We start from the raw sequence: 24,296 nt of genomic DNA, 5'->3' as shown, positions 1-24,296 counted from the left end.
TCCTGAAGGATTTTTCTCTGCTAATTCAGACTACCGCACTTTACGGAAAATTCCGTAACGCCGCATCTTTTTGTGACGCCTACTACACTTTATTTTCATCGGGATAGTCACCCAGGAAGGTGTTTATGAGCAAAAGAACGCAGCATTTCTCGCTTAAGGTGCTGACGATAAATATTCATAAGGGCTTCACAGCATTTAACCGCCGCTTCATTTTACCGGAGCTGCGCGACGCGGTACGCACCGTCAGCGCCGATATTGTCTGCCTCCAGGAGGTCATGGGCGCGCACGAAGTGCACCCGATGCATTTCGAAAACTGGCCCGACACGCCCCATTACGAGTTCCTGGCGGATACCATGTGGAGCGATTACGCCTACGGGCGCAATGCGGTCTACCCGGAGGGGCATCACGGTAACGCAGTGCTGTCGCGTTTTCCTATCGAGCATTATGAGAACCGGGACGTCTCCGTTGGCGAGAGCGAAAAACGCGGGTTGTTATACTGCCGCATCACGCCACCGGCGCTCGATTTTCCCATTCATGTGGGCTGCGTTCATCTTGGCCTGCGTGAGGCCCACCGTCAGGCTCAGCTACAGATGCTGGCAGACTGGACCAATGCGCTGCCGGAGGGCGAGCCCGTGGTGGTGGCCGGTGATTTTAACGACTGGCGACAGCGTGCCAATCATCCTCTGAAGGTGAATGCGGGGCTGGAGGAGATTTTTACCCGCTCACGCGGTCGTCCCGCGCGGACGTTTCCGGTGCGCTTCCCCCTGCTGCGCCTTGACCGCATCTACGTAAAAAATGCCCACGCCAGCAGCCCGACGGCGCTGGCTTTACTCAACTGGCGACATCTCTCCGACCATGCCCCACTCAGCGCGGAGATCCACTTATGAAATGCACATGGCAGGAAGGTAACCGTATTACGCTGCTGGAAAATGGCGATAACTTTTATCCGGCGGTCTTTGAGGCGATTAGCCACGCACAGCAGAAAGTCTTTCTGGAAACGTTTATCTGGTTTGAAGACGACGTGGGCAGGCAGTTGCACAGCGCGCTGCTGCAAGCCGCTCGTCGCGGTATAAAAATCGAGGTCCTGCTCGACGGATATGGTTCGCCGGATCTCAGCGACGAATTTGTTAACGAGCTCACTGCCGCAGGGGTGGTATTCCGCTATTACGATCCCGGCCCGCGTCTGTTCGGGATGCGCACCAACCTGTTCCGCCGAATGCACCGCAAAATTGTGGTGGTGGACGAAACGGTGGCCTTCGTTGGCGGCATTAACTACTCCGCCGAGCATATGTCGGATTATGGTCCCGAAGCGAAACAGGACTACGCGATCCGTATCGAAGGGCCGGTGGTTCAGGACATCCAGCTGTTCGTGCTGGAAAACTTACCCGGCAAAGAGGCCGCTCGCCGCTGGTGGCGACGCCGCCATCGCCCGGAAGAGAACCGCAAGCCCGGCGAGGCGCAGGCGCTGTTCGTCTGGCGGGATAACGAGGAGCACCGGGACGATATCGAACGTCACTACCTGAAGATGCTGGCGAACGCGAAGCGCGAGGTGATTATCGCCAACGCCTATTTCTTCCCCGGTTACCGGATTTTGCACGCCATGCGCAACGCGGCCCGACGCGGCGTGAGCGTGAAGCTCATCGTCCAGGGTGAGCCCGATATGCCGATTGTGAAGGTGGGCGCGCGTCTGCTCTATCGCTATCTGGTCAAAAGCGGCGTGCAAATCTATGAATATCGCCGCCGCCCGCTGCACGGCAAAGTGGCCGTGATGGATGACCACTGGGCGACCGTTGGCTCAAGCAACCTCGATCCGCTGAGCTTATCGCTCAATCTGGAAGCGAACCTGATCATCCACGATCGCCAGTTTAATCAGACCCTGCGCGATAACCTTCAGGGTCTGATCAATAAAGACTGCGTGCGTGTGGATGAGTCCATGGTGCCGAAACGCAGCTGGTGGAACGTTGGCATCGGCGTGGTGGTGTTCCACTTCCTGCGCCACTTCCCGGCCATGGTGGGCTGGCTGCCCGCGCATACACCGAAACTGGCGCTGGTGGATCCGCCAGTGCAACCCGAAATGGAAACCCAGGACCGCGTAGAGGCGGAAGATGGAGGGAAAACCTGATGTCGAAATCTCATCCTTGCTGGCGGCTGGCGAAAAAAATCCTGACCTGGCTGTTCTTCATTGCCGTCGCGGTCCTGCTGGTGGTGTATGCCCAAAAGGTGGACTGGGAAGAGGTGTGGAAGGTTATTCGCAACTACAACCGGACAGTCCTGCTGGGGGCGGTTGGCCTGGTGATTGTGAGCTACCTGATGTACGGCTGCTATGACCTGTTGGGACGCGCCTACTGCGGGCATAAGCTTGCCAAACGGCAGGTTATGCTGGTGTCATTCATCTGCTACGCCTTTAACCTGACGCTGAGCACCTGGGTGGGCGGGATTGGCATGCGCTATCGCCTGTACTCCCGCCTTGGCTTACCGGGCGGCACCATCACGCGTATTTTCTCGCTGAGTATCACCACCAACTGGCTGGGGTATATCCTGCTCGGCGGGGTGATTTTCACCATTGGCGTGGTGCAGCTGCCTGCGCACTGGTACATCGATGAGGCCACCCTGCGCATTCTGGGCATCGTACTGCTGCTGATCATCGCCGCCTACCTGTGGGCCTGCGCCTTTGCCAAACGTCGTCACATGACCATTAAAGGCCAGAAGCTGGTGCTGCCGTCATGGAAGTTTGCCGTCCTGCAAATGGTGGTTTCCAGCGCTAACTGGATGGCGATGGGGGCCATTATCTGGCTGTTGATTGGCGAAGATGTGAACTACTTCTTCGTGCTGGGCGTGCTGCTGGTAAGCAGTATTGCCGGGGTGATTGTGCATATTCCGGCGGGTATTGGCGTACTGGAGGCGGTGTTTATCGCGCTGCTTGCAGGGGAGCATGTGTCTCACGGGACGATTATCGCTGCCCTGCTCGCGTACCGCATGATCTACTACTTCCTGCCGCTGGCGCTGGCAACGATCTGTTATCTGGTGCTGGAGAGTCGGGCGAAGAAGCTGCGCGCCAAAAACGAGAAGGCGATGGCAAAATAAAAGCAAAACGGCAACTTCGTTGCCGTTTTTAGGGTTTGTTCCCTCTCCCTGTGGGCTGAGGGATCCCCAGTAATTTTTTTATGCAGAAGCAATAAAGTTGCTTTCTAAATGACTGAGGGCTGTCAGCGATGCCCTGGTCCGGCTGTAAATCGCTGAGGCGTTTCCTGCAGGCCGGGGCGAGGCGCAGGGATGCGCCGAGAGGGCGGCTTTACAGGGACGTTGCCTCCGCCCGTACCCGATAAGCCGGAAGGAATAAGCCGAGGGCACCGCGAAGCGGCGATTTACCGCCGGGAGCCCGGGTCGCCAGGGTGGTGGCGACTGAGCCACCCTGGCACGTTCACCGGTCATGTCGTTACAGAGTAGCAAGGAACATAAAGTGAACGGAATGACCACCACCGCCGTATGTTCCCCTCACCCTAACCCTCTCTCCGGAGGGGCGAGGGGATTGCTCAGTGCTCGCATTAATTTGTGGGGAACCCTCAGCCCAAAGGGAGAGGGTCAGGGTGAGGGCATCAGACAGCGCCACCCTCACTAACGCCGGTTGCCAAAAATACGCAGCAGCATCAGGAACAGGTTGATGAAGTCCAGATACAGCGTCAGCGCGCCCAGAATCGAGTATTTGCGCAGGTTTGAACTGTCGCGAACATCAATTTGTTCACCGATGTTTTTCAGTTTCTGGGTGTCGTAGGCGGTTAAGCCCACGAAGATCACCACCCCGATATAGGTCACCGCCCACATCAGCGCGTCACTCTTCAACCACAGGTTCACCAGCGACGCCAGCACAATCCCTATCAGCCCCATAAACAGCATGTTGCCGAAGCCGCTCAGGTCACGTTTGGTGGTGTAACCGTACAGGCTCATCACACCGAACATCCCGCCGGTCACCACAAAGGTGCTGGCGATGGAGGAGTAGGTGTAAACGATGAAAATACTGGAGAGCGTCAGCCCGGTCAGCGCCGAATAGAGCATAAACAGCGTGGTCGCCATGCCCGCGCTGAGCTTGTGCACCAGCCCGGAGAGCACGAATACCAGCGCCAGTTGCGCAATAATCAGCCCAAAGAAGGTGATTTTGCTGGAGAAGATAAACATCATCAGTTCAGGCGTGTTTGCCGCATACCACGCGATAAACGCGGTAAGCAGCAGGCCAACCGTCATCCAGCCATATACCTGAGCCATGTAGGTTTGCAGCCCGCTACGGGTCTGCTGAACTATCGAATCGGAACGCGGAAATCGGTCCATGATTCACTCCTGATTAAGTAAACACACACGTTAAGACTAACACATCCACGTAAACCTGTTACCAGCGGCTGGCAGCCTGTTTGTCGCTGTCCCGCGATTCCACCCAGCGCTCACCTTCCGGCGTCGCTTCACGCTTCCAGAACGGCGCTTTAGTTTTGAGGTAATCCATGATGAACTCCCCCGCCGCAAAAGCACTCCCGCGATGGGCGCTGGTGACGCCGACAAACACAATTTCTTCGCCGGGCCACATTTCGCCGATGCGATGGATAACCGTAACGCGCCCCAGCGGCCAGCGGCCTCGCGCCTCTTCGACAATGGCCGCCAGCGATTTTTCGGTCATTCCCGGATAATGCTCCAGCGTCAGCGCTTTTACGCTGTCGCCGAGATTATGATTACGCACTTTCCCGGTAAAGGTCACGACCGCGCCGTCTTCGTCGCGCCCGGCCAGCCAGTCATATTCCGTGCCCACGTTAAAACGCTCATGGCCAACCAGAATTCGGGTTTCCGTCATCTCAACCCCCTGTGACCGGCGGGAAGAAGGCCACTTCATCCCCATCGGCCAGCGGGTGGGTCAACTCCACCAGCGTCTGATTCACGGCGGCCAGCAGTTTGCCTTCATCCAGCGCCAGCGCCCAGCGGTCGCTTTGCGCCGCCAGATGCGCACGCAGGGCGGCGACGTTTTCGAAAGAGCCGTCCAGCGTCAGGCTGTCGGTATTAACCAGCTCACGGACCTGGGCAAAAAAGAGCACCTTAATCATGGATTTCCACCTTAAAATCACCGGATTTGCCGCCGCTTTTTGCCAGCAGACGCACCGGGCCAATCACCATATCTTTCTGCACCGCTTTACACATGTCGTAGATGGTCAGCGCCGCCACGGAGGCTGCCGTTAACGCCTCCATCTCCACACCGGTTTTCCCGGTTAAGCGGCACAGGGACTCGATACGCACGCGGTTATGCTCCGGCTGCGCCTGCAAATTTACCTCCACTTTGCTGAGCATCAGCGGATGGCAGAGCGGGATGAGGTCCCAGGTACGTTTAGCGGCCTGAATACCGGCGATGCGGGCGGTGGCAAACACATCACCCTTGTGATGGCTACCGTCGATAATCATCGCCAGCGTCTCCGGCTGCATGGTGACGAACGCTTCAGCACGCGCCTCGCGCACCGTTTCGGCTTTGGCGGAGACATCCACCATATGCGCTTCGCCAGCGGCGTTTATGTGGGTCAGTTGTGACATAGCTTATTTCTTTAAATGGGGATGGAAATTACACGGACGGGTACGGGCATCCAGCTGCGGGGCAATAATGTTTTCCCACGCGGTGCGGCAGGCTTTGGTCGAGCCCGGCATGGCGAAGATCAGCGTCTTGTTCGCTACCCCCGCGACGGCACGGGACTGGAGCGTAGAGGTGCCAATCTCTTCAAATGAGAGCATGCGGAACACTTCGCCGAAGCCTTCTACTTCGCGATCGAACAGCGGAAGCAGCGCTTCCGGCGCCTGGTCGCCTGCGGTAAAGCCGGTGCCGCCAGTGATCAGTACAACCTGGACGTCATCACTCGCAATCCACTGTGAAACCTGAGCGCGAATGGCGTAACGGTTCTCTTTGACGATCGCTTTATCAACAATCTGGTGCCCGGCTTCGTGTGCCGCCTCGCGCAGCCAGTGGCCGGAGGTATCATCCTCTTCACCACGACGTTCGGAAACGGTAAGAATAGCAATGCGTGTCGGGATAAATTCCGCGCTTACCTGACTCATCTTCTGGTTCCTTCTAAAGCCTGATTACCCGCCGATATAGGACAGGTTCTGAGTAATGCCGGTGTTGCCCTGATGCAGGAAATGGGTCTGCTTTTTGTGCGTCAGCGCCTCGGAAATGCGTGCTTCAAGCGCGTCCTGTTGGGCGTCGTCTTCCAGCAAATCGCGCAGATCGACGCCGCCATCCCCGAACAGGCAGAGGTGCAGCTTGCCAACAGAGGAGACGCGCAGGCGGTTGCAGCTGGCACAGAAGTCTTTTTCATAGGGCATGATCAGGCCGATTTCGCCTTCATAATCCGGATGACAAAAGACCTGCGCCGGGCCATCGCTGCGCTGGCGGATCTGGTGGATCCAGCCGCGTTTCAGCAGTTCGTCACGCAGGACCATGCCGGAGATGTGATGGCGACGGAACAGCTCGCTGCCCTCCCCGGTCTCCATCAGCTCAATAAAACGCAGTTGAATGCGGCGCGGTTTGATCCACGCCAGAAAGGTGTCCAGCTGATGGTGGTTCACATCACGCATCAATACGGTATTGACTTTGACCTTGTCGAAACCGGCGGTGAACGCGGCATCGATGCCGTCCATTACCTGCTGGAACTTATCCTGGCCGGTAATGGCGTGGAACTGACGGGCGTCCAGGCTATCGACGCTGACGTTGATCGCCGTCAGCCCCGCATCGCGCCAGTTCGCCACGTCACGCGCCATGCGGTAACCGTTGGTGGTCACCGCTATCTGGCGGATACGTTCGTTTTCACGCACGGCGGCAATGATGTCAGGGAAATCACGGCGCAGGGAGGGCTCTCCCCCGGTAAGACGCACTTTTTCCGTACCGAGTTCAGAGAACGCGCGCGTGACGCGGCGTACTTCATCCACGGAGAGAAAGCCATTATTGGTGACGCTGCCCGGCTTGTAGCCATCGGGCAGGCAGTAGGTGCAACGGAAGTTACACACGTCGGTAATCGACAAACGTAAGTAGAAAAACTTACGCGCGAAAGCATCAGTAAGTTGTGAAGCCATGTACACCTTTCCAGATCGGGAGGCACAGTCATTTCTTTCTGTACCCTGGTGGCAAATCCGCCACGGCCAGGGCGCCATATCTCTCGACACAGGCGCCAGGGCTAGAGTGTATGTTTTCAGTTTTGAAAACGTGGTTATGGCGATAGTAGCGTGGAAATCGCCACTTCGCCATTGTCGCTTTTCGCTATATAAATTTATACATAACGATGTTATCGTGCATTTTCACTACAGAATACGCAAAAACAGCGCTTTCGCATTGATATACGTCATTATGGTTTGTGAGAGGCATCGTCTTTTAGGAGTAGTTGCGTTACTGTGACGCAAGCTTAACAGGATAAGGAATAGGTATGCGCAATCGCACTTTTGCGGATCTGGACCGCGTGGTCGCTCTTGGAGGAGGTCACGGTCTGGGACGGGTTATGTCGTCGTTATCGTCACTGGGCTCACGCCTGACGGGCATCGTGACAACAACGGACAACGGCGGCTCAACCGGGCGGATCCGACGTGCTGAAGGCGGGATAGCCTGGGGTGATATGCGCAACTGCCTCAACCAGCTCATCACTGAGCCAAGCGTGGCCTCGGCGATGTTTGAGTACCGTTTTGGGGGAAATGGCGAACTTTCAGGCCATAACCTTGGAAATCTGATGTTAAAGGCGCTGGATCACCTGAGCGTGCGCCCTCTGGAAGCGATCAATTTAATTCGTAACCTGCTAAAAGTGGATGCGTTCCTGATCCCGATGTCCGAACAGCCGGTAGATTTGATGGCGATCGATGCTGACGATCACGAAGTGTATGGTGAAGTGAATATCGACCAGCTTCTTCTTCCGCCAAAAGAGCTGATGACCTACCCCAGCGTACCCGCAACGCGTGAAGCGGTTGAAGCGATTGGCGAGGCCGATCTGATCCTGATTGGGCCGGGGAGTTTTTATACCAGCCTGATGCCGATCCTGCTGGTGAAAGAGCTGGCGCAGGCGCTGCGCAGAACGCCTGCGCCCATGGTCTATATCGGTAATTTAGGCCGCGAACTCAGTCCGGCGGCGGCAAGCCTGTCGCTGGCGGATAAGCTGGACCTGATGGAACAGTATGTTGGTAAGAAAATTATCGATGGTGTCGTGGTCGGGCCAAAAGTAGATGTGTCGGGGATTGGCGCTCGCGTGGTGGTGCAGGAGCCGCTGGAAGCCAGCGATATTAAATATCGCCACGACCGCCATCTGCTGCGCGAGGCGCTGGAGAAGGCGATTCAGGCATTAGGTTAGGTTCGTTTTGTGCGGCCTGATGCCCTCACCCCGGCCCTCTCCCACAGGGCTGAGGGTTCCCCACAAATTAATGCGAGCACTGAGCAATCCCCTCGCCCCTCCGGGGAGAGGGTTAGGGTGAGGGGAATATACGGCGGTGGTGGTCATTCCGTTCACTTTATGTTCCTTGCTACTCTGTAGCGACATGAGCGGTGAACGTGCCAGGGTGGCTCAGTCGCCACCACCCTGGCGACCCGGGCTCCCGGCGGTAAATCGCCGCTTCGCGGTGCCCTCGGCTTATTCCTTCCGGCTTATCGGGTACGGGCGGAGGCAACGTCCCTGTAAAGCCGCCCTCTCGGCGCATCCCTGCGCCTCGCCCCGGCCGGAAGGCAAACGCCTCAGCGATTTACAGCCGGACCAGGGCATCGCTGACAGCCCTCAGTCATTTAGAAAGCAACTTTATTGCTTCTGCATAAAAAAATTACTGGGGATCCCTCAGCCCACAGGGAGAGGGAGAAAACCCCACCGGGCAAAAAACTACGATGCCGCAATAAACAGATCCCGCAGCTGATGAAGCTGATCGCGGATTTGCGCAGCCTCTTCGAACTCCAGATTCTGCGCGTGCTGCATCATCTGCCCTTCCAGCTCGTGGATCTTTTGCTGCAACGCTTTCGGGGTCAGCGCGACGGTATCCTCTTCCACCACTGAACGGGCCTTGCCGCGCCCTTTCGCTTTGGTCTTCGCAATGTTCTGACCCAGCGCCAGGATATCCACCACTTTCTTGTTCAGCCCCTGCGGCGTGATGCCGTGCTCTTCGTTATAGCGCTGCTGCTTCTCGCGACGACGTTCCGTTTCGCCAATCGCTTTGGCCATCGACGGGGTGATTTTATCCCCGTACAGAATCGCCTTCCCGTTGACGTTACGCGCGGCGCGGCCAATGGTCTGGATCAGCGAGCGCTCGGAACGCAGGAAGCCCTCTTTGTCCGCGTCCAGAATCGCCACCAGCGACACTTCCGGCATATCCAGACCTTCTCGCAGAAGGTTGATACCCACCAGCACGTCGAACTCGCCCAGGCGCAGGTCGCGGATGATCTCCATACGCTCCACGGTATCAATATCCGAGTGCAGATACCGCACCTTCTCGCCGTGTTCTTCCAGATACTCCGTCAAATCCTCCGCCATACGTTTGGTGAGCGTGGTCACAAGCACGCGCTCGTTGATGGCAGAGCGGGCACGTATTTCCGAGAGCAGATCGTCCACCTGCGTCGCCACCGGACGCACCTCGATAATCGGATCCAGCAGCCCGGTCGGACGCACAACCTGGTCCACCACGTCATCACCGGATTTCTCCAGCTCGTAGTTGCCCGGCGTCGCCGATACGTAGATGGTCTGCGGAGCAAGCGCCTCAAATTCTTCAAACTTCATCGGACGGTTGTCCAGCGCTGACGGCAGTCGGAATCCGTACTCCACCAGCGTCTCTTTACGCGCGCGGTCACCGCGGTACATCCCGCCGATCTGGGGGATCGTAACGTGGGATTCGTCGATCACCAGCAGGCCGTCCGCCGGAAGGTAGTCAAACAGCGTCGGCGGCGCTTCGCCCGGTCCGCGCCCGGAGAGGTAGCGTGAGTAGTTTTCAATGCCGGAGCAGTAGCCCAGCTCGTTCATCATCTCCAGATCGAACTGGGTACGCTGGCTCAGGCGCTGCTCTTCCAGCAGCTTGTTGTTCGCCAGCAGCACCTTGCGGCGGTCTGCCAGCTCAATTTTAATCTCTTCCATCGCCTGTACGATACGCTCGCGTGGCGTCACGTAGTGCGTTTTCGGGTAGATGGTGAAGCGCTGGATCACCGACTCCACGTGACCGGTCAGCGGATCGAACAGCGACAGGCGTTCAACCTCTTCATCGAACAGCTCCACGCGCAGCGCCATGTCGTCCGATTCCGCCGGGAAGATATCAATCACCTCACCACGTACGCGGAAGGTCCCGCGCTGGAACGCCTGATCGTTACGGGTGTACTGCAGCTCCGCCAGACGGCGCAAAATTGCACGCTGATCGATGATCATCCCCTGCGTCAGGTGCAGCATCATCTTGAGATAGAGATCCGGATCGCCCAGGCCGTAGATCGCCGACACCGAGGCCACCACCACCACATCACGACGCTCCAGCAGCGCCTTGGTCGCCGACAAACGCATCTGCTCGATATGTTCGTTCACCGAGGCATCTTTCTCGATAAACGTGTCGGAGCTGGGAACGTAGGCTTCCGGCTGGTAGTAGTCGTAGTAGGAGACGAAATACTCCACCGCGTTTTCCGGGAAGAACTCTTTCATCTCACCATACAGCTGCGCCGCCAGCGTTTTGTTCGGCGCGAGAACCATCGTAGGACGCTGAAGATCGGCAATGACGTTGGCAATGGTGAAGGTTTTACCCGAACCGGTTACCCCCAGCAGGGTCTGGTGCGCCAGCCCGTCTTCCAGCCCCTCTTCCAGGCGACGAATGGCCTCGGGCTGATCCCCGGAAGGACGGAAAGCAGAATTCAATTTGAACGGTTTACTCATGGGCGACGACCTGATGACAGAATAAGCGGCAGGTGAGTAATTTTACTCGTTGTGGCCAGGATTGCCAGTAAAAAACACTGGATGGAAAACCAGTAGCGTGTCAGGATATTTAGCGTAGCGCAGAGAGGATTAGTGCGTTCGCGAGCTAAATTTCAACTGTGACAATATAAAACACCAGCCGCAGGGGGTTATCCCCAGAACTATTACTTTTTTAACATTTGTCAAGGGCGGTTATGAAAGTTTTATGGCAACAGGTGTCGCTGGCGCTGAGGGAATTGCTTTTATCTAATTCGTTAAAAAATATAGACTATTTCCTAAAGCCGCGTTTCGCATCAATTTGGGCGTAACCCGCGTATTCTCTCGCTTATCGCGTGTTTTCTAACTCTAATGCACAAGGTTATCCACAGGAATAGTGGATAACTGCCTCCAGCCCGTACAGCATGCACTCCAGCAAATTCCCGGTTTTTCCCACGAAGCGGCAGTAAAAAATTTTTATCACTCTTTTTTGCCTGGAAAACGTTCATTTTTTCATAAGTAACCGGCGAGATCTTAATCACAATTCCGTCATTTTCCCTGCACCACGATTCGACACGCACGGCACCGGGAGCGTGCAATTCGAACAAACGTTAAGCTTTTAGCAGTGGGTTATTCCTAAAAATGGCTCTTTTTTAATCATTATTTTGTTTCTGGCAGGCGTTTTGCAGATATCAGCCTGAGCATTACCCCACACATTTTTAAGGAGAGAAAGATGTTGAGTCTGCGTGCTGTAAATCAGTTTTACGGAAGCCAACATACGCTATGGAACGTGAATATCGATTTCCCGCAAGGCATCTGTACGGGCATTGTTGGCCTGCCTGGCATGGGTAAATCCACGCTCATGAACTGCATTACCGGAAAGGTGCCCGTTGAGAGCGGCACCATCATATGGCATGAGGCTGGCGCGCCGCCGCGTAATTTGCTTAGCCCTGCGTCAGCATTCACGGCGCCGCCAACGATAGGCTACGTCCCGCAGGATCGGCGGATATTTTCCCAGCTGACCGTCGATGAAAATCTGCATATCGCTATGCGGGCGACGGGGAAATCCGACCCGACATCAAAAAATGACGTGTACGCCCTGTTTCCGGAGCTCTATCCGCTGCGACAAATGCGTGCCTCTGCGCTGTCCCCCGACGACCAGTATCAGCTGGCCCTCGCCAGTGCGCTGGTTAATCGCCCGCGCGTGTTGATTCTGGATGAGCCCATGTATGGCGCAGGGCAAGGCTTCGCCCGCAGGCTGGGTCAACTGCTGGTACGGTTGAATCGGGAGCTGGGAATGACGGTGCTGTTAGCGGAGCAACAGCTGTCGTTTATCCGCCGGGTAGCGGATCGTTTCTGCATGCTCTATCGCGGGCGTAACGTGGCACAGGGCCACGTTAACGAGCTGGATGACGACCTTATTGCGCACTGGATGGCGCGAGACATAAGGCGCTGAGGTCAAGATAGCGTCCGGTTTCCGCCTGCTCTGCGCCGTCGGCAAGCCACGGGATCTCGCCGAGAAACGGCGCAGGCAGCACCCGCTTCAGCGTCGCCAGATACTCAGCATGACGTTTACCCGGTGCAACCACGTCATTGGCAATCCACCCTGCCAGACGCAACCCGGCCTGCTGCACGGCCTGAGCGGTCAGCATGGCGTGATTGATACAGCCAAGCTTCACGCCGACCACCAGAATGACCGGAAGCTGTTCGGCCTGCACCCAGTCAGCAAATGTCTGCTCGTCGGACAGCGGGGTAAACCAGCCGCCAGCCCCCTCCACCAGCACCCAGTCGGCCTGCGTTTCCAGGTTGCGTAATCCGGAAGAGAGCACCGAAAAATCAATCGGACGATCTTCATCGGCGCTGACGATGTGCGGCGAGGTGGGTTCAGCAAAGGTATAGGGGTTCACCGCAGAATAGGCCAGCACAAGGCTGCTGTTACGCTGTAGCGCCAGCGCATCAGTATTGCGTAAGCCTTCCGGCGTCATCTCGCTGCCGGAGGCTACGGGCTTATACCCGGCCGTTGTTTTCCCCAGCAGACGCGCCGCCTGCAACAGCGCGGCGCTGGCAACCGTTTTACCGACTTCGGTGTCCGTACCGGTAACAAAATAACGTTCAGTCACGTTCAATAATCCCATGAAAAAGATGATAAGAGAGCGGGAACCGGCCCCGATCCTGCGGCCAGGCCAGCCCGAGACGCTGGAGTTGTCCGCGGGTAAGGGGTTTCTTCTCCCGACCGGCGTGCAGGTGCGTCGCGCCTATGCCCTTAAGAGAGCGCATGGCGCTTAACGCATCGCTAAATTCGAGGGTGACGGTCTGGACCTCACTGCGATAGCGCCAGCCTGCCAGCGCCTGAGTGACCTGTTCGTGCGAGAGAAACCGGTTGGCGTGCGGCTGCGCATCCACCGCCCTCCACGCCTGATTCAGCTCCGGCAACGAACTTTCCAGCAGGGTGGTAAAGGCCACCGCTCCGCCGGGCCGTGCCACGCGGTAAAGCTCGCGTAGCGCCTGCGACAGGCTGGTGCACCACTGCACCGCCAGATGGCTCCAGACGAGGTCAAAAAGCGCATCCTCCAGCGGGATGGCCTCGATATCGGCCACCAGATAACGGTCTGCTGACTGCTGCTGGCGGGCTTCATCCAGCATCTGCGCGGATAAATCCAGCGCCGTGACGCGGCTGCCCGTTGCGCGCCAGTAGCGGCTATTGCCGCCTGGCCCGCAGCCCGCGTCGAGCACCTGCGCAAAACGCCCGTCACCGAGCGCGGCCAGCAGCCCGCGCGCGCTCAGGCGTTGCAGCTCATCGTGCTGTGAATAGCTTTGCGCTGCCCGGCCAAACGCGGCGGCAACGGCCTGTTTATTGACGGGAGACATACAGTGCCTCCAGAAGCGTATCGATATCCTGCGGCTCGTGCGCTGCCGTAAGCGTCAGACGCAAGCGCGCGGTGCCTGGCGGCACGGTGGGTGGGCGGATCGCCGTGACCCACTGCCCGCGTTCTCGTAGCGCCTGTGCCAGCATCAGCGCCCGATGGTTTTCACCCACAATCACGGGCTGAATGGCGCTGCGGGAGTCGGTAAGCCGGTAAGGCAGTTCGCTTACCCCCCGGCGGAAACGCTGAATATGGTCGGCCAGGCGAGCCCGGCGTTCAGCGCCGTCTTCGCCGCGGATCACCGCAAGCGACGCAGAGAGTGCCACGGCCTGCGCCGGGGGCATGCTGGTGCTGTAGATCAGGTGCCGGGCGAACTGCACCAGGTAGTCGGCCACCGGCTCGCTGCACAACACCGCGGCACCGCTGGCGCCGAAGCCTTTGCCGAAGGTGACCACCAGCAGTTCCGGCCTGACGCCCTGCTGATAAGCGCTTCCGCGCCCCTCCTCGCTGGTGACGCCAATGCCGTGGGCATCGTCGACCAGCAGCCATGCGTTTTGCTGTTTTGCGGCGTCGTGCAACGCGGCCAGGGGCGCGCTGTCGCCGTCCATGCTGAATACCCCTTCCGTGACCGCCAGCTGAAGCCCTGAACAGGGTTTACCCAGCAGGACGTTCAGCTGAGAGGCATCGTTATGGGCAAAACGCCGCAGCTGTGCCGGGCTGAGACTGGCGGCTTCAAGCAGGGAGGCGTGGCTCAGGCGGTCCGCGATGATGCGGTCGTCTTTGCCCATCAGGGCGGCAATCACCGCCTGATTCGCGGCAAAACCGGAGATAAACAGCAGCGCCCGCGGGTAGCCCAGCCAGTCGGCCAACGCTTCCTCCAGCGCCTGATGGGCCGTGGTGTAGCCGCTGACGTGCCCGGAGCCACCGCTGCCCACGCCGTAACGATCCGCGCCCTGCTGCCAGGCACGAACGATTTGCGGGTGCTGGCTCAGGCCCAGATAATCGTTGCTGGAGAAATTACAGAACCGCTCTCCTTCCCGGGTGAGAAAACGGCCTGCACCGTTTTCCACTACCCTGCGTACCCGAAATGCATCCGCCGCCCGCCGCTCGTCGAGCGCGGTCCTGATACGTGCCTGCCAGGTCATACGGCTGCCGCGTTGTAGAACTGGTCAGTGTCGGCGTTGAAAATCTGCTGCTCCAGCTGCTGCTGTTGCTCGTTATCCCCCGCCTGTACCCCGGTCTGGTGTGGGTTCAGCCCCAGCTTGCGGAACAGCTGAACGTCTTTGTCCTCTTCCGGGTTTGGTGTGGTCAGCAGTTTGCAACCGTAGAAGATGGAGTTGGCCCCGGCCATAAAGCACATTGCCTGGGTCTGCTCGCTCATCTGCTCGCGACCGGCAGAGAGGCGAACGTAAGAGGTTGGCATCATGATGCGCGCCACCGCGATGGTGCGGATGAAATCGAAGGCATCCACGTCCTCATTATCCGCCAGCGGCGTGCCTTTTACCTTCACCAGCATGTTGATGGGCACGCTTTCCGGCGGGTTCGGCAGGTTCGCCAGCTGTAACAGCAGGCCGGCACGATCTTTTACCGTTTCGCCCAGTCCCACGATCCCGCCGGAACAGACCTTGATCCCCGCATCACGCACTTTATCCAGCGTGTCCAGACGCTCCTGATAGGTGCGCGTGGTGATGATGTTACCGTAGAATTCCGGCGAGGTATCGAGGTTGTGATTGTAGTAATCCAGCCCTGCCGCCGAGAGGCGCTGCGCCTGCTCCTCGTTAAGCGTACCCAGGGTCATGCAGGCTTCAAGCCCCATCTCCTTCACCCCCTTCACCATCTGCTCCAGATAGGGCATGTCGCGGTCATGGGGGTTTTTCCACGCCGCGCCCATGCAGAAGCGGGTTGAGCCAGCGTTTTTGGCCTTGCGCGCGGAGTCGAGCACCTGCTCGACTTCCATCAGGCGCTCGGATTCGAGACCGGTTTTATAGCGCGCGCTTTGCGGGCAATATTTGCAGTCTTCCGGGCAAGCCCCGGTTTTAATCGACAGCAGCGTGCTGACCTGAACATGACGCGGATCGAAGTGCTGGCGGTGCACCTGTTGCGCCTCAAACATCAGCTCCAGGAAAGGTTTGTTGAATAATTCAGTGACTTGCGACATCGTCCAGCGTGCGTGGTGAGCCATCGGGCTTCTCCAAAGGGTTTTGTTAATTGTCGGTTCGGTTTATACTTGTAAACCTAAAACTTTTCAAAATGGTTTACAAGTCGATTATGACCCAGGACGATCTCACCTTCGACAAGCAGCATATCTGGCACCCTTACACCTCCACGACCCGCCCCCTTCCCGTCTATCCGATAGCCTCGGCCCACGGCTGCGAGCTGCATCTCGCCAGCGGCGAGCGGCTTGTTGACGGGATGTCCTCCTGGTGGGCGGCGATCCATGGCTACAACCACCCGCGTCTGAACGCGGCGATGAAAGCGCAGATTGACCAGATGTCACACGTGATGTTTGGCGGGATCACGCATCAGCCCGCGGTGGATTTATGCCGTCGCCTGGTAGCGATGACGCCTGAATCGCTGGAGTGTGTTTTCCTGGCTGATTCCGGCTCGGTGGCCGTGGAAGTGGCGATGAAAATGGCGTTGCAGTACTGGCATGCGAAGGGCGAAACGCGCCAGCGGTTCCTCACCTTCCGCAACGGCTATCACGGCGACACCTTCGGGGCGATGTCGGTGTGCGATCCGGACAACTCCATGCACAGCCTGTGGAAAGGCTACCTGCCGGAAAACCTGTTTGCGCCAGCCCCGCAGAGCCGCTTCGACGGCGAATGGGACGAGATGGACATGGTGGGCTTCGCGCGGTTGATGGCGGCCCATCGCCACGAGATTGCCGCCGTTATTCTCGAACCGATTGTGCAGGGCGCGGGCGGAATGCGGATGTATCACCCCGAGTGGCTGAAGCGCATTCGGAAGATGTGCGACCGCGAAGGGATTTTGCTGATTGCCGATGAGATCGCCACCGGCTTTGGTCGTACCGGGAAGCTGTTTGCCTGCGAGCATGCGGGGATCGCGCCGGATATTCTGTGCCTGGGGAAAGCGCTCACCGGCGGCACCATGACGCTCTCCGCCACGCTCACCACCCGCCAGGTTGCCGACACCATCAGCGACGGCGACGCGGGCTGCTTTATGCACGGCCCGACGTTTATGGGCAACCCGCTGGCCTGCGCCGTGGCAAGCGAAAGCCTCGCCATTCTGGAGAGCGGCGAGTGGCAGACGCAGGTGGCGGCGATTGAGGCGCAGCTGAAGCAGCAGCTAAGCGCGGCAGCGGATGCGGAATACGTCGCGGACGTCCGCGTGCTGGGCGCCATCGGGGTGATCGAGACAACGCATCCGGTGAACATGGCCGCGTTGCAGCGCTTCTTCGTTGACCAGGGCGTTTGGGTGCGACCTTTCGGTAAGCTGATTTACCTCATGCCGCCGTACAGCATTTCTCCGGATCAGCTCCACAAGCTGACCGGGGCAGTGGTTAAAGCCGTTAACATATCAGCGCATTTCACGATTTAACCCCATGCGTTACACTTTCTGAATGAGTGAGTAACGAGGGAAATAGGATGAAAATCATCAGTAAAGATTTGCGCGACGGCGAAAAGCTGCCGGAACGTCACGTGTTTAACGGGATGGGTTATCAGGGAGATAATATCTCTCCCCATCTGGCGTGGGACGATGTACCAGCGGGAACCAAAAGTTTTGTCGTGACCTGCTACGATCCGGATGCGCCAACCGGCTCGGGCTGGTGGCACTGGATCGTGGCAAACCTGCCCGCCGACACCCGCGTGCTGCCGCAGGGTTCCGGTTCCGATCTGGTTGCCCTGCCCGACGGTGCGATTCAGACCCGCACGGACTTTGGCAAAGCGGGCTACGGCGGCGCGGCGCCGCCAAAAGGGGAAACGCACCGCTATATCTTCACGGTGCACGCGCTGGATGTGGACAAGATTGAGGTTGACGAAGGGGCGAGCGGGGCAATGGTAGGCTTTAACGTCCATTTCCATTCGCTGGGCAGCGCGTCGATTACGGCGATGTATTCATAAAAAAAGCCGGGTGGCGGCTACGCCTTACCCGGCCTACATTTCGCATTCGTAGGCCCGGTAAGCGCAGCGCCACCGGGCAAAAAAATCACAGCACGGAAGGTAGCAATCCTGCAAGGGTTTCTTCTTCCAGAAGCTGTATCGCCTTATCAATATCCGGCGCAAAGAAGCGGTCCTCATCGTAGTGCGTAACGTGCTCGCGCAGCGTATGACGCGCCTGCTCCAGCAGCGGGCTGGATTTTAGCCCTTCGCGCAAATCAATACCCTGACACGCCGCCAGCCATTCCACCGCCAGCACGCCGCGGGTGTTGGAGGCCATCTCCCACAGTCGACGCCCGGCAGCCGGGGCCATCGAAACGTGATCTTCCTGATTTGCTGACGTTGGCAGGCTGTCCACGCTGTGCGGATGCGACAGGGCTTTGTTTTCGCTTGCCAGTGCTGCGGCGGTGACCTGGGCGATCATAAAGCCCGAGTTCACGCCGCCGTTGCGCACCAGGAACGGCGGCAGCTGGGACATGTGTTTATCCATCATTAGTGCGATTCGACGCTCGGACAAGGCTCCGATTTCGGCAATCGCCAGCGCGATATTATCTGCGGCCATCGCCACCGGCTCGGCGTGGAAGTTGCCGCCGGAGACCACCTCGTTTTCCTGAGCAAACACCAGTGGGTTGTCGGACACCGCATTGGCCTCCACCAGCAGCACTTCTGCCGCCTGGCGAAGCTGTGTCAGGCATGCGCCCATCACCTGCGGCTGGCAGCGCAGAGAATACGGATCCTGCACCTTCTCGCAGTTGTGATGCGAATCGGCAATGTCGCTGGTATCGGTAAGTACGTGGCGGTACATGGCTGCGGCATCAATCTGACCACGCTGGCCGCGCACCTCGTGGATGCGGGCATCGAACGGACGACGCGAGCCGAGCACCGCTTCAGTGGTCAGCGCACCACACACCACCGCGGAGGCGAACAGATCTTCCGCTTCAAACAGGCCGCGCAGCGCAAAGGCCGTCGACGCCTGCGTGCCGTTGAGCAGCGCCAGCCCTTCTTTTGCCGCGAGGGTGATCGGCGCTAAGCCGGCTTTTTTTAGCGCCTCTTTCGCAGGCAGCCACTCCCCTTGCCAGCGCGCCTGGCCTTCACCCAGCAGGAGCAGCGACATATGCGCCAGCGGTGCCAGATCGCCGGAAGCTCCGACGGAGCCCTTCGCCGGGATCCACGGATAAACTTCAGCATTCACCAGCGCCATCAGCGCCTGGATCACGCTCAGACGAATGCCGGAAAACCCACGCGCCAGGCTGTTGATTTTCAACACCATCATCAGGCGGACGATCTCATCGTCCAGCGGCTGGCCAACCCCCGCCGCGTGCGACAACACCAGCGAACGCTGTAAATTCTCCAGATCGTGCGTGGCAATGCGGGTCTGCGCCAGCAGGCCAAACCCGGTATTGATGCCGTAGGCGGTGCGCCCCTCCGCTACAATCGCCTCCACGCAGGCCACGCTGTCGTTAATGGCACGGTGGGCGCTTTCATCAAGGGCGAGTGTCACCGGCTGACGCCAGACGTGACGCAGCTGTTTGAGCGACAAAGAGCCGGGAGTAAGTGTTAACGCGTTCATGCAGGCTTTCCTTGTGTGGCGGGGATCATCGGCAGGTTCAGGCCCTGCTCTTTGGCACAATCAATGGCAATCTCGTAACCCGCATCCGCGTGGCGCATCACGCCGGTTGCCGGGTCGTTATGCAGCACGCGAGCAATACGTGCCGCCGCTTCGTCGGTACCGTCACAGACGATGACCATCCCGGAGTGCTGGGAGAAGCCCATCCCGACGCCGCCGCCGTGGTGCAGCGACACCCAGGTTGCGCCACTGGCGGTGTTCAGCAGGGCATTCAGCAGCGGCCAGTCGGAGACCGCATCCGAGCCGTCGCGCATGGCTTCGGTTTCACGGTTCGGACTGGCGACAGAGCCGGAGTCCAGGTGGTCGCGGCCAATGACGATCGGCGCGGAGACTTCGCCGCTGCGCACCATTTCGTTAAAGGCGAGGCCGAGTTTTTGCCGCCACTCCAGCCCGACCCAGCAGATACGCGCTGGCAGGCCCTGGAAATTAATGCGCTCGCGCGCCATGTCCAGCCAGCGGTGCAGGTGCTCGTCGTCGGCGACAATTTCCTTCACTCTGGCGTCGGTTTTGTAGATATCCTCCGGGTCGCCGGACAGGGCAACCCAGCGGAACGGCCCGATGCCGCGGCAGAACAGCGGACGAATATAGGCGGGCACGAAGCCGGGGAAGTCAAAGGCGTTATTCACCCCCATCTCTTTCGCCATCTGGCGGATGTTATTCCCGTAATCAAAGGTCGGAATCCCCATCTTACTGAAGGCGAGCATCGCGGAGACGTGTTCCGCCATGGCGCGTTTAGCCGCCAGTACCGTGCCCTCAGGATCGGTTTCCGCTTTTTGCTGGTAATCTTCCCACGTCCAGCCTTTTGGCAGGTAACCATGAAGCGGATCGTGAGCGCTGGTCTGGTCGGTGACCAGATCCGGACGCACGCCGCGCGCCACCAGTTCCGGCAGAATATCCGCCGCGTTGCCGCACAGGGCAACCGACACGGCTTTGCCTTCAGCGGTGTACTTTTTGATGCGCGCCAGCGCGTCATCGAGGTTGTCGGCCTGTTCATCAACATAGCGGGTACGCAGACGGAAATCGATGCGGCTCTGCTGGCACTCAATGTTCAGGGAGCACGCGCCGGCCAGCGTCGCGGCCAGCGGCTGCGCGCCGCCCATGCCGCCCAGTCCGGCGGTGAGCACCCAGCGGCCTTTCAGTGAGCCGTTATAGTGCTGTCGGCCCGCTTCCACGAAGGTTTCATAGGTGCCCTGCACAATCCCCTGGCTGCCGATGTAGATCCAGCTACCCGCGGTCATCTGGCCGTACATGGCCAGCCCTTTTGCGTCCAGCTCGTTGAAGTGTTCCCACGTCGCCCAGTGCGGCACCAGGTTGGAGTTGGCAATCAGCACACGGGGCGCATTTTTATGGGTTTTGAATACGCCAACCGGTTTGCCGGATTGCACCAGCAGCGTTTCGTCGTTTTCGAGATTCGTCAAAGACTCAACAATCGCGTCATAGCACGCCCAGTTGCGCGCGGCGCGGCCAATGCCGCCGTAGACCACCAGCTCATGGGGATTCTCTGCTACCTCAGGATCAAGGTTGTTCATTAACATGCGCAGCGGTGCTTCGGTGAGCCAGCTTTTTGCGGTGAGCGTGGTGCCGCGCGCGGCGCGGACATCCTGCTTGCGGTATTTATCTGACGACATTGTGTGTTCCTCATAAGGGACAGGTGATGCATTTAGATATACTTGTATAGACAAGCACACACAAGGTCGGATTTAACAAAAAAGATACAATTTTGCTATATTGCGTTAGCGATCACGCTTATAAAACTTATGACATAAAGTGGCCCTGCAACCGGTAACGATTCCCCGGGAACAGCAGCTTCGCATGCGACACGATCTGCGAGGCTGACCAGGTACGACGGCGGATCAGCAGGCAGGGATCGTGCTCTTTAATACGCAACAACTCGCACTCCTGAGGCGTGGCGCGCACGGCCTCCACGATATGCTCCCCTTCCGTCAGCGGGGCGACGAGCGAGAGATACGCATGCGGTGTGGTTTGGGTGTAATCCTGGTTCAGGTAGTCCGGGATCCGCTCCGCGTTGACGCAGCGATCTTCAATCTGGACCGGAATATCGTTCTCATAATGCACCATCACCGAATGGAAGATCCGGGTGCCCTCTTTAACGTTCAGCTCAATGGCCTGTTCGGCGCTGGCCTGCGTCTCTTCAAGCACCAGCACTTCGCAGTGGTGCTGATGGTTGCGGGCGGCAATTTCATCGGCAATGCTGCGGATTTCAAACAGCGCCGACTGTCCTTTTGGCTCGGCGACAAAGGTTCCGACACCCTGCAAACGCACCAGCAACCCTTCATCGGTCAGTTCCCGCAGCGCCCGGTTAATGGTCATTCGACTAAAGCCAAACTGCGCGACCAGTTCAGCTTCGGAGGGAATACGGTCGTGCGGACGCCAGACGCCGGCAGCAATTTTTTCGCTGATCGCCTGCTTCACCTTTTCGTAAAAAGGCGCGGGAGGGCTCGGCTGCGGCAGGGGCGAGCGTGAAAACATCATGACTCCTTGAATGTTGTTATGCCCACCAGTGAGCAATTTGCCAGGCCAGTCGGGCGGCAAGCTTCGCCCCCTGACCGTCCCGGTCGTAGTGCGGATTATATTCCACCAGATCCACCGCCTGTAGTTTACCGCTTCGGCAGATACGCTCAATCGCCGGGAACAGATCCAGCGCCGGGATCCCCAACGCCGCAGGGGCGGATACGGCGGGCATTTCTGCGGCGGGCAGCACATCGAGGTCAATGGTGAGATAAACCCGGTCTGCCTGCGCAAGCACGCTATCCAGCGCGGATAGCGCATCCCGGCGAAAATCGAGATCTTCAACCAGCATCACGTTCAACCGTTCAGCTTCCTCCCACAGCGCCTGGGTATTCGCCGCACGGCTTACCCCCAGGCAGGCGTAGTGAAACGACCGCGACTGCGACGCGCAGTAGAGCGCCAGCTGGCGGAACGGCGTGCCGGACGTAGCCCGTTCAGCCTTACGTAAATCGAGGTGCGCATCCAGGTTGATCACCGCAATGCGATCGTTCGGAAAGGCATCCAGCACGCCGCGCCCGTGCGCCCAGGCGGTTTCATGTCCACCGCCGAAAACCAGAGTACGCATCCCGGATTGCTGGCACGCGGTAATGGCCTCGCTCAGCGCCTGCTGTGCCGCCTCCAGCGCATTGCCTTCAACAAAAATGGAGCCCATATCCACGAGGCGCGCATGCCCCTGATGGCTCGCCATATTCGCCAGCGCGCCGCGCAGCACATCGGGAGCCTGTGCAGCACCGGGCCTGCCCTGGTTACGCTTAACCCCTTCATCACATTCAAAGCCCAGCAGGGCGATGCCTGACGGCACGGGTGCAAAGTGTTCGCGCTGCTTTATGGTCTGGAAGAGACGTTTCGCGGTGCTGGATTCGGCGCTGTCGTCACGTCCCTGCCAGACCTGCGGGGAAACGGGATGCCACAATTTCATGCTACCTGCCCCCGAAACACGCGTTGATATAAAGGATTCCGCCCCGGCTCGTAAACCATCTCAACCGGATGATTCGCCTCCCAGACGACGAAATCAGCCACATAACCGGGCTTTAACTGCCCGTGCGTCGCGCCACGACCTAGCGCCTGCGCCGCATGCCGCGTCACGCCAGCCCAGGCCTCTTCCGGCGTGAGGCCAAACTGGACGCAGGCCATGTTCATTGCCAGATGCAGGCTGGCAAACGGGCTGGTGCCCGGGTTGTAGTCGGTAGCCACCGCCATCGGCACGCCCTGCTCTCTGAGCTGCGCCACCGGTGGACGCTGGCGCTCCTGAAGAAAATAGAACGCGCCGGGGAGCAATACCGCCACCGTGCCGCTTTGCGCCATCGCCTGAATACCTGCATCATCGAGATACTCAATATGATCGGCCGACAGCCCCTTATACTGGCTGACCAGCGCCGCGCCGCCCAGATTCGACAGCTGCTCTACATGCCCTTTAACCGGTATCCCGAGCGCGGCGGCGGCCTGGAACAGGCGCTCGGTTTGCACCGGGCTAAAGCCGACGTTTTCACAAAACACGTCCACCGCTTCAAATAACTCTTTTTGCCACAGCGTGGGCATGATCTGCTCACAGACCAGCGTGAGATAGGCATCCGGATCCTGTAGGTACTCGGCAGGAACGGCGTGCGCGGCCAGCAGCGTCGGGCTGATTTCGACCAGATTGTTCAGGCTGAGCTGGCGGGCAACCAGCAGCATTTTCTCTTCGGCCTGGGCATTCAGTCCGTATCCCGATTTGATTTCAATGGTCGTTACGCCTTCATTCATCAGCCGCTGGAGCCGCTGCTGTGCCACCGTCAGGAGCATTTCCGGCGAACTGTTGTGGGTCGCCGTGACCGTGGCGTTAATACCGCCGCCCTGCGCGCTAATGGTCTGATACGACACGCCGTTAAGCCGTTGCTCCCATTCCGCTGCGCGATCGCCGCCGAACACCAGATGGGTGTGGCAATCGATCAGGCCGGGAGTAACCAGACGCCCGTCGAGATCGACACACTGACGATGCCCGGAGGGGATCTCGGCTTCAGGAATAACGGCCGCAATCGTCTGGCCGCGCACGACGAGGGCATGTTGTTCTTTCAGGCCGTAGGGTTCCGGCTCACCTGTCGCCAGGGTCGCCAGTCGCGCATTTCGCCATATCACATCATCGGGATGAAGCTGCTGCATGTGCCTTCCGCTTGTCATGGGTTGTATAGACATTTATTTTCATCTGTCACCTGCTGTCAACCGCCTTGCAGGAAAATGTTATTTATTTGTGATGACTTTCCCGTCGCCTGCGGGCAAAAATGCAACT

At 58.7% G+C, this 24,296-nt stretch carries 23 protein-coding genes and 1 riboswitch; of the genes, 7 read left to right on the top strand and 16 right to left on the bottom strand.

Annotated features, from left to right (window positions below):
- Positions 1–125 precede the first annotated feature (125 nt).
- From ACQG11_RS17085 to ACQG11_RS17075, 3 genes are read left to right on the top strand one after another with little or no spacing between them, the layout of a single operon-like run.
- Positions 126–887, top strand: a complete 762-nt coding sequence (locus ACQG11_RS17085; protein WP_022647505.1) for an endonuclease/exonuclease/phosphatase family protein — start codon at positions 126–128, stop codon at positions 885–887.
- The gene (gene clsB, locus ACQG11_RS17080) at positions 884–2,122 is read left to right on the top strand and encodes a cardiolipin synthase ClsB (RefSeq protein WP_022647504.1); all 1,239 of its coding nucleotides are present in this window, start codon (positions 884–886) and stop codon (positions 2,120–2,122) included. The genes ACQG11_RS17085 and clsB overlap by 4 nt, the downstream gene beginning before the upstream one ends.
- Complete coding sequence (locus ACQG11_RS17075; protein ID WP_426728615.1) at positions 2,122–3,084, top strand: lysylphosphatidylglycerol synthase domain-containing protein; 963 nt, start codon at positions 2,122–2,124, stop codon at positions 3,082–3,084. Before clsB ends, ACQG11_RS17075 begins: the two co-directional genes overlap by 1 nt.
- Positions 3,085–3,615: 531 nt before the next feature.
- Here the strand turns inward: ACQG11_RS17075 and ACQG11_RS17070 are convergent.
- The 6 genes from ACQG11_RS17070 to moaA all read right to left on the bottom strand — a co-directional run bounded on the left by ACQG11_RS17070 (position 3,616) and on the right by moaA (position 7,089).
- The gene (locus tag ACQG11_RS17070) at positions 3,616–4,323 is read right to left on the bottom strand and encodes a Bax inhibitor-1/YccA family protein (RefSeq protein WP_015571081.1); all 708 of its coding nucleotides are present in this window, start codon (positions 4,321–4,323) and stop codon (positions 3,616–3,618) included.
- Positions 4,324–4,381: 58 nt separating this feature from the next.
- Positions 4,382–4,834: a molybdopterin synthase catalytic subunit MoaE gene (gene moaE / locus ACQG11_RS17065; RefSeq protein WP_022647503.1), complete on the bottom strand. Its 453-nt coding sequence runs from the start codon at positions 4,832–4,834 to the stop codon at positions 4,382–4,384.
- Between the two features lies 1 nt (position 4,835).
- Complete coding sequence (moaD, locus tag ACQG11_RS17060) at positions 4,836–5,081, bottom strand: molybdopterin synthase sulfur carrier subunit (RefSeq protein WP_038415713.1); 246 nt, start codon at positions 5,079–5,081, stop codon at positions 4,836–4,838.
- Complete coding sequence (gene moaC / locus ACQG11_RS17055) at positions 5,074–5,559, bottom strand: cyclic pyranopterin monophosphate synthase MoaC (RefSeq protein WP_199008381.1); 486 nt, start codon at positions 5,557–5,559, stop codon at positions 5,074–5,076. Before moaC ends, moaD begins: the two co-directional genes overlap by 8 nt.
- Before the next feature lie 3 nt (positions 5,560–5,562).
- A complete protein-coding gene (gene moaB / locus ACQG11_RS17050) occupies positions 5,563–6,075 on the bottom strand; it encodes a molybdenum cofactor biosynthesis protein B (protein WP_022647501.1) in 513 nt (170 codons plus the stop codon).
- A gap of 24 nt (positions 6,076–6,099) precedes the next feature.
- Positions 6,100–7,089: a GTP 3',8-cyclase MoaA gene (gene moaA / locus ACQG11_RS17045; protein ID WP_017384935.1), complete on the bottom strand. Its 990-nt coding sequence runs from the start codon at positions 7,087–7,089 to the stop codon at positions 6,100–6,102.
- Positions 7,077–7,210: riboswitch (molybdenum cofactor riboswitch) on the bottom strand. (Overlaps the previous gene by 13 nt.)
- A 226-nt stretch (positions 7,211–7,436) precedes the next feature.
- Here moaA and yvcK point away from each other — a divergent pair.
- Positions 7,437–8,345, top strand: coding sequence for a uridine diphosphate-N-acetylglucosamine-binding protein YvcK (gene yvcK / locus ACQG11_RS17040; RefSeq protein WP_426728614.1), 909 nt, complete (start codon positions 7,437–7,439; stop codon positions 8,343–8,345).
- A gap of 516 nt (positions 8,346–8,861) precedes the next feature.
- On the opposite strand, the gene uvrB is transcribed toward yvcK, so the two are convergent.
- Entirely contained in the window at positions 8,862–10,877 is a 2,016-nt protein-coding gene (gene uvrB, locus ACQG11_RS17035) for an excinuclease ABC subunit UvrB (RefSeq protein ID WP_003858519.1), read from the bottom strand.
- Between the two features lie 748 nt (positions 10,878–11,625).
- Here uvrB and ACQG11_RS17030 point away from each other — a divergent pair.
- Positions 11,626–12,348 carry an ABC transporter ATP-binding protein gene (locus ACQG11_RS17030; protein ID WP_023299635.1) on the top strand — a complete coding sequence of 241 codons (723 nt, stop codon included), beginning with the start codon at positions 11,626–11,628 and terminating at the stop codon, positions 12,346–12,348.
- On the opposite strand, the gene bioD is transcribed toward ACQG11_RS17030, so the two are convergent.
- Genes bioD through bioB form a run of 4 tightly spaced genes read right to left on the bottom strand, consistent with a single transcriptional unit; the run spans position 12,311 to position 15,938 of the window.
- Positions 12,311–13,012 (bottom strand): dethiobiotin synthase, encoded by a 702-nt coding sequence (bioD, locus tag ACQG11_RS17025; RefSeq protein WP_426728613.1) that lies wholly within the window; start codon positions 13,010–13,012, stop codon positions 12,311–12,313. The genes ACQG11_RS17030 and bioD overlap by 38 nt on opposite strands.
- A complete protein-coding gene (gene bioC, locus ACQG11_RS17020; RefSeq protein ID WP_426728612.1) occupies positions 13,005–13,760 on the bottom strand; it encodes a malonyl-ACP O-methyltransferase BioC in 756 nt (251 codons plus the stop codon). The genes bioD and bioC overlap by 8 nt, the downstream gene beginning before the upstream one ends.
- Positions 13,744–14,901 (bottom strand): 8-amino-7-oxononanoate synthase, encoded by a 1,158-nt coding sequence (bioF, locus tag ACQG11_RS17015; protein WP_426728611.1) that lies wholly within the window; start codon positions 14,899–14,901, stop codon positions 13,744–13,746. The genes bioC and bioF overlap by 17 nt, the downstream gene beginning before the upstream one ends.
- Positions 14,898–15,938 (bottom strand): biotin synthase BioB, encoded by a 1,041-nt coding sequence (bioB, locus tag ACQG11_RS17010; RefSeq protein WP_426728610.1) that lies wholly within the window; start codon positions 15,936–15,938, stop codon positions 14,898–14,900. The genes bioF and bioB overlap by 4 nt, the downstream gene beginning before the upstream one ends.
- An 86-nt stretch (positions 15,939–16,024) precedes the next feature.
- On the opposite strand from bioB, the gene bioA reads away from it, so the two are divergent.
- Both bioA and ACQG11_RS17000 read left to right on the top strand, forming a co-directional pair.
- Positions 16,025–17,314, top strand: a complete 1,290-nt coding sequence (gene bioA, locus ACQG11_RS17005; protein ID WP_426728609.1) for an adenosylmethionine--8-amino-7-oxononanoate transaminase — start codon at positions 16,025–16,027, stop codon at positions 17,312–17,314.
- 47 nt (positions 17,315–17,361) lie between these two features.
- Entirely contained in the window at positions 17,362–17,838 is a 477-nt protein-coding gene (locus ACQG11_RS17000) for a kinase inhibitor (RefSeq protein ID WP_003858531.1), read from the top strand.
- 85 nt (positions 17,839–17,923) lie between these two features.
- On the opposite strand, the gene hutH is transcribed toward ACQG11_RS17000, so the two are convergent.
- The 5 genes from hutH to hutI all read right to left on the bottom strand — a co-directional run bounded on the left by hutH (position 17,924) and on the right by hutI (position 24,169).
- The gene (gene hutH, locus ACQG11_RS16995; protein WP_199159609.1) at positions 17,924–19,444 is read right to left on the bottom strand and encodes a histidine ammonia-lyase; all 1,521 of its coding nucleotides are present in this window, start codon (positions 19,442–19,444) and stop codon (positions 17,924–17,926) included.
- Positions 19,441–21,129, bottom strand: coding sequence for a urocanate hydratase (hutU, locus tag ACQG11_RS16990; RefSeq protein WP_003858533.1), 1,689 nt, complete (start codon positions 21,127–21,129; stop codon positions 19,441–19,443). Before hutU ends, hutH begins: the two co-directional genes overlap by 4 nt.
- A gap of 127 nt (positions 21,130–21,256) precedes the next feature.
- The gene (locus ACQG11_RS16985) at positions 21,257–21,991 is read right to left on the bottom strand and encodes a histidine utilization repressor (protein ID WP_063853888.1); all 735 of its coding nucleotides are present in this window, start codon (positions 21,989–21,991) and stop codon (positions 21,257–21,259) included.
- Between the two features lie 19 nt (positions 21,992–22,010).
- Positions 22,011–22,949: a formimidoylglutamase gene (gene hutG / locus ACQG11_RS16980; RefSeq protein WP_426728608.1), complete on the bottom strand. Its 939-nt coding sequence runs from the start codon at positions 22,947–22,949 to the stop codon at positions 22,011–22,013.
- Entirely contained in the window at positions 22,946–24,169 is a 1,224-nt protein-coding gene (hutI, locus tag ACQG11_RS16975; protein WP_426728607.1) for an imidazolonepropionase, read from the bottom strand. The genes hutG and hutI overlap by 4 nt, the downstream gene beginning before the upstream one ends.
- Positions 24,170–24,296: the final 127 nt, after the last annotated feature.

This window comes from Enterobacter cloacae complex sp. 372C4, assembly GCF_050030615.1.
Lineage (GTDB): Bacteria > Pseudomonadota > Gammaproteobacteria > Enterobacterales > Enterobacteriaceae > Enterobacter > Enterobacter intestinihominis.
This window is presented reverse-complemented; position numbering and strand designations above follow the sequence as displayed.